The sequence below is a fragment of the Nocardiopsis lucentensis DSM 44048 genome (assembly GCF_000341125.1).
Taxonomy (GTDB): domain Bacteria; phylum Actinomycetota; class Actinomycetes; order Streptosporangiales; family Streptosporangiaceae; genus Nocardiopsis; species Nocardiopsis lucentensis.
The window spans coordinates 1-4,413 of sequence record NZ_ANBC01000841.1 but is presented as its reverse complement, the minus strand read 5'-3'; the positions used below and the strand labels follow the sequence as shown (position 1 = coordinate 4,413).

Here is a 4,413-nt window from a genome sequence, read left to right as displayed (position 1 = left end):
TAGCCGCTCTGCTGGCTGACGGACTGACCCGCGGAGTCGTAACTCTGGGCCATCGCGACCGACGGCACGCCGAACACCAGAGCCGGGGTGGCGATTCCCGCGACCAGGGCGCTCGCGATCTTCCCCTTGCCCATGGAAACCCCCCTTCAGTACGCCTGGTGGCGTGCGGCGTTGACATCCCTGGCAGCGTGACCATCCAGTCGACGGGCGCCCCTTGCACCCATGACCCCCGCCGAGGTCCTGGGCACCGCCCGGACGCTGCCGTCGGTCGACATCCACACGAAAGCACAATCGGTGACGCGATGTGAGCGAACTGTGGTGTAGATGACTCTTTTGTTGGGATTTCAACACCTTGCTCGTCCCCTACCCAGAATGGTGTCCGTCTGACGAGAACTGTCATAAATCTGACATTTGGCTTGGCGTCGCCCCTGGAACGACGCCGGGCCGGTCTAGGTTGCGAAGTGGTCGGTCTCCCGGCGCCGGTGCACGGTGACGGAGAAGTCCCGGCCGTGGGGAAGTCTCATCACTTGGAGAGTCGCATGACGTTCAAGCAGGGTGACCGCGTGCAGTTCCGCAGCAGCCGCCACGACGACCAGATCCGCACCGGCAAGGTGCACTCGGTCCAGGGCAAGGGCAAGGGCGCGCAGTTCACGATCACCGACGACGAGGACCAGCAGTCGGTCCACGTCCACGCGCACCAGATCGAGGGCAAGCTGTAGCGGCACCCGCGTTCGCGTGGAGGGGCATCCGGCCGGGCCGGATGCCCCTTCGCCGTTTCCCGGTAAAGGAAGCTTTTGGTTATTTCAGTGGTGGTGATCGCGGAGTCCTCCCCGATGTGAGGAGGGCACCGTGCTCTAATCGCGATGGGGGAGCGGTGGGAACTCCGGCGAAGGGTCCACGGCCCAAGAGCCGTCCGTACGACCCCAGGGGTTCCCGACGACGGCGAGGGTCCACGACCATCGCGACCGTCCCCCACGAGATCGGTGACAGTGCTTTCCGTGGATTCCGGCGACCGAGGCCGGGGAGACGTCTCCCCGGCTCACGCCGTTCCCACGGCGAACGTCCGTCCATCTTCTGCGCGTGGCCGTCCGGTCACACGAATCCACCGTCCGCCTCGTCCCGCTCCTGACGGAGGCGGGCGAGCACGAGTTCGGGTGAGGAACCGTTGAGGAACATGCAGGCGGCAGGTATGGGACGTACCGACGAGATCCGGGTCGTGGCCCCCAGGGTGAGCGACGAGACGGTGGACCCCGAGCGGTTCCACCTCGCGGAATGGGTCGTGTCGTGTCTGGAGAGCCGGGGCGCGGCCCGTCCGGGACGCGCGGCGGTGGCCGCGCTGGCGGGCAGGCTCAGGCAGCGCCTGCTCCGCCGGGGCGAGCTCGCCTTCCGGGAGGGGGATCGGGACGCGGGGGTGTGGATCGTCCGGTCCGGCCGTCTCGAACTCGCGGTCAAGGGGCGGTCCCGGCCGCTGATCGTGCAGATCCTGCGCCCGGGCGGGATCGACGGCGACATCCAGAAACTGCTGGGTATGCCGTTCCCGTACCGGGCGCGCGCGCTGGAGGAGTCGGAGTGCCTGACCATGACGCCGCTCGACTTCGAGGAGTTGCTGGGTGAGCACCCGGAGATGTCCCGACTGTGGATGGCGACCATGGCCGAGCGGCTGTCGGAGTCGCACGACCGGATCGTCGGGATGCTCGGCCGCACGCTCACCCAGCAGAGCGCCCGGCTGCTTCTGGACGAGGCCAGCGGCGGGGTGGTCGACGTGCCCCAGCAGAAGCTGTCGGAGATGTTGGGTGTGTGCCGTCCCTCCCTGAACAAGGTGCTCAAGGAGCTGGAGGGGCAGGGACTCATCAGGCTGCGCTACGGCGCGGTGGACATCCTCGACCCCTACGGTCTCGCCCAGCGGGCGGACTGACGGGGTCGCCCCGTCGCCTCCGCAGAAGCGCTGACGGGATCCGGTCGCCGGAGACGGCCCAGGGATCCAGCGCAGGAGAAAGGGTGGGAACCGGTGCGGTCCCCACCCCGTGACTCCGGCGTCCCGGAGGTGTTACGCGGAGGCCTCGGCGTCCTCGGCACGCTCCGAGCGGCGCCGGGTGATGTACATGACCACACCACCGGTCAGGGCGATCGCGCCGCCGACCAGGGCGAGGTCCTCGGACGGGCCGGTGACGGCGAGCTCCTCGGGAGCCCCGCCGACCGCACCGCCGCCACCGCCGCCTCCCGCGGGGCGGGGGCAGGGACCGATGAAGGACCCGCCGGGGCCTGCGGTGTCACAGACCTCGTGGAACTCACTGTCCTCGGTCTCGGAGTGCACCCCGCTGCCGTTGTCGTCGTGGTGGTGCGGGCCGCCACTGAACGGACCGCCGTCACGCCCCTCCTCCTGCTCGGCGGCCTCGGTGTCGGCGGGCTGGGCCGCCTCCTCCTGGGCCGCCGGGTCGGCTTCGTCGACGGTGTCGGCCGTGGCGACGCCGGCGACGGACAGCGAACCGCCGATGAGCGCGGCCATCGCGACCCCGGGCCAGAATCTCTTGTCCAGAACGGCGCGTCGAACGAGTTCAGACATTTGCACTCCTATGGATCGGATGCAGGTAGTCGCAGCTTTTCGTAGATTCATGGGTCATTAGGGGACCGGCACGCCGAGTCGCGGGAGTAACTGTGTCGCATTTCTGACACTCCTTCTGGTCCCACTCCTCTCGGAAACCATGGAAATAACATCTACTGCGTGTTTTCTGGCGTTCCGTTAACTCGCGCATGGGTTCGCGTGGTGATCGCTGGCAGTTCTCCAGTTCCGGGCAAAATGCCAGAAATACTGTCGCTTCGGTAACAGATGAGCCTGATTATGGGGAATTCATGTGGTTGTGTGGTGCGCGTTGCCGCTGGAGGCGCCTCTCAGGGGTTTCCGGCGGGGACTCGCCGGTGGCTCGGGCGGGCTCACGGCCCGTCCGTCGCACAGGAGGGAACTTCCATGAAGGCGAAGACGATCACACGTGTTCTGGTGGCCGGTGTGGCCGCCCCGATGTTGGCGTTCGGTCTCCCGTCGGCCGCCCTGGCCAACAGCTTCTGGCACGGGGACTCCCAGTTCGCCGGGCCGAACGGATCCATGTCCCAGAGCATCACGGCCGCGGCCGGCAACGGCTACTACGGCGGAGGCTTCGGCGGTCGTGGCGGGGGCTTCGCGCTCTACAAGGCGAGCGCCTCCTTCGCGGGTCCGCATGGCGCCGGTTCCCAGAACCTCTTCAGTTTCGCCAACTAGTAGGAAGTAAGGCGGGCGCCCCCACGGGACCGCCCACCTGACCGCAAGGAGGTCTCGTCCCCGTGGCGGGACCTCCGCCCTTGCGTGTGCTGCCGGGGAACCCCGGCCGCCGCGTGCACGCGGTGCGGTTCGGGGCCGGGCGCCCGCGAACGCGCCACGGGGTGGACGGAGGACGTACATGAACCCGAGGGCCACATCGGCGGTACCCGAGCGCCGACTGAACGGGACCGAGACCGCGGATCCGCGGGTCCAGCAGGCGGCGTGGGTGGCGCGCTGCGTCGGTCGGGGCTCGGCCGCGCCGCTCACCCCCCGGGATCTGAACGCGCTCGCCACGTTCCTGCACCGGCAGTCGCTGTCCCGGGGCGCGGTCGCCTTCCGTGAGGGCGACTCCCCCTCCCGGGTGTGGATCGTTCGGTCCGGACACGTGGAGCTGTCGGTCGGCTCGGGCGAGGAGCGCACGGTGGTCGAGATCAGGCACGCGGGTGACGTGGACGGCGACATCCAGTTCCTCCTGGGCAAACCCCTGCCGTACACCGCGCGCGCGACCGACGACGTCGAGCTCCTGTACATGCGCGCCGAGGACTTCGAGCGCCTCATGTCCGAGCACCGCGCGCTCGCCCGGCGCTGGCTGGCCAGCATCGCCGGCCGCCTGGACGCCAGCCAGGGGCGGATCATGGAGCTGCTGGGCAAGTCCCTGACCGAACAGACCGCCCGGCTGCTGCTCGACGAGGCGTCCAGCTCCGTGGTCCCCCTGCCGCAGCGCACGCTCGCCGCGATGCTCGGCGTCCGCCGACCGTCACTGAACCGGGTGTTGAAGCGGCTGGAGCGGGAGGAGCTGATCGAGATGCGGTACGCGGCGATCGAGATCCTCGACCCCGACGGGCTGTCCAGGAAGGCTCACGGAAGTCACGCGGGCTGACGGGGTCGGCGGGGCGACGGTTCGCCCACCGGCCGGGCACCACGCGTAGGAGGGACGACGCGGACCCGCTCCCCAGGGCGGGTCCGTTCGCGCGCCCGGAGGGTGGAAGGGAATTCGGGCCGATTCGGTCACCGAGGCGACAATTTGACCGCACGGTGATGGTGCGAGTGGTTGATTGGTTGATGGTTGTGATCGCGACTTCATGCGGTACACGAACGCGCGGGGACAGGCGCGTACGAGA

General features: G+C 68.8%; 5 protein-coding genes. 4 read left to right on the top strand and 1 reads right to left on the bottom strand.

The genetic code is table 11. From position 1 onward, the window contains the following. Nucleotides 1–539 precede the first annotated feature (539 nt). Together D471_RS0129185 and D471_RS0129175 are read left to right on the top strand one after the other, a co-directional pair. Nucleotides 540–719, top strand: a complete 180-nt coding sequence (locus tag D471_RS0129185; protein WP_017601893.1) for a hypothetical protein — start codon at nucleotides 540–542, stop codon at nucleotides 717–719. 470 nt (nucleotides 720–1,189) lie between these two features. Next, nucleotides 1,190–1,915: a Crp/Fnr family transcriptional regulator gene (locus D471_RS0129175; protein ID WP_017601892.1), complete on the top strand. Its 726-nt coding sequence runs from the start codon at nucleotides 1,190–1,192 to the stop codon at nucleotides 1,913–1,915. Nucleotides 1,916–2,047: 132 nt separating this feature from the next. Here D471_RS0129175 and D471_RS0129170 read toward each other — a convergent pair whose 3' ends face one another. Continuing rightward, nucleotides 2,048–2,563, bottom strand: coding sequence for a hypothetical protein (locus D471_RS0129170; protein ID WP_017601891.1), 516 nt, complete (start codon nucleotides 2,561–2,563; stop codon nucleotides 2,048–2,050). A gap of 402 nt (nucleotides 2,564–2,965) precedes the next feature. On the opposite strand from D471_RS0129170, the gene D471_RS0129165 reads away from it, so the two are divergent. Together D471_RS0129165 and D471_RS0129160 are read left to right on the top strand one after the other, a co-directional pair. After that, on the top strand, nucleotides 2,966–3,253 hold the full coding sequence (locus D471_RS0129165) for a hypothetical protein (RefSeq protein WP_017601890.1): 288 nt from the start codon (nucleotides 2,966–2,968) through the stop codon (nucleotides 3,251–3,253). Nucleotides 3,254–3,431: 178 nt separating this feature from the next. Further along, nucleotides 3,432–4,172, top strand: a complete 741-nt coding sequence (locus D471_RS0129160) for a Crp/Fnr family transcriptional regulator (RefSeq protein WP_017601889.1) — start codon at nucleotides 3,432–3,434, stop codon at nucleotides 4,170–4,172. Nucleotides 4,173–4,413: the final 241 nt, after the last annotated feature.

Bases quoted from the DNA above. Each gene is read 5' to 3' on its own strand.
- D471_RS0129175 (WP_017601892.1), top strand. From the start codon at position 1,190: ATGGGACGTACCGACGAGATCCGGGTCGTGGCCCCCAGGGTGAGCGAC.
- D471_RS0129185 (WP_017601893.1), top strand. From the start codon at position 540: ATGACGTTCAAGCAGGGTGACCGCGTGCAGTTCCGCAGCAGCCGCCAC.
- D471_RS0129160 (WP_017601889.1), top strand. From the start codon at position 3,432: ATGAACCCGAGGGCCACATCGGCGGTACCCGAGCGCCGACTGAACGGG.
- D471_RS0129165 (WP_017601890.1), top strand. From the start codon at position 2,966: ATGAAGGCGAAGACGATCACACGTGTTCTGGTGGCCGGTGTGGCCGCC.
- D471_RS0129170 (WP_017601891.1), bottom strand. From the start codon at position 2,563: ATGTCTGAACTCGTTCGACGCGCCGTTCTGGACAAGAGATTCTGGCCC.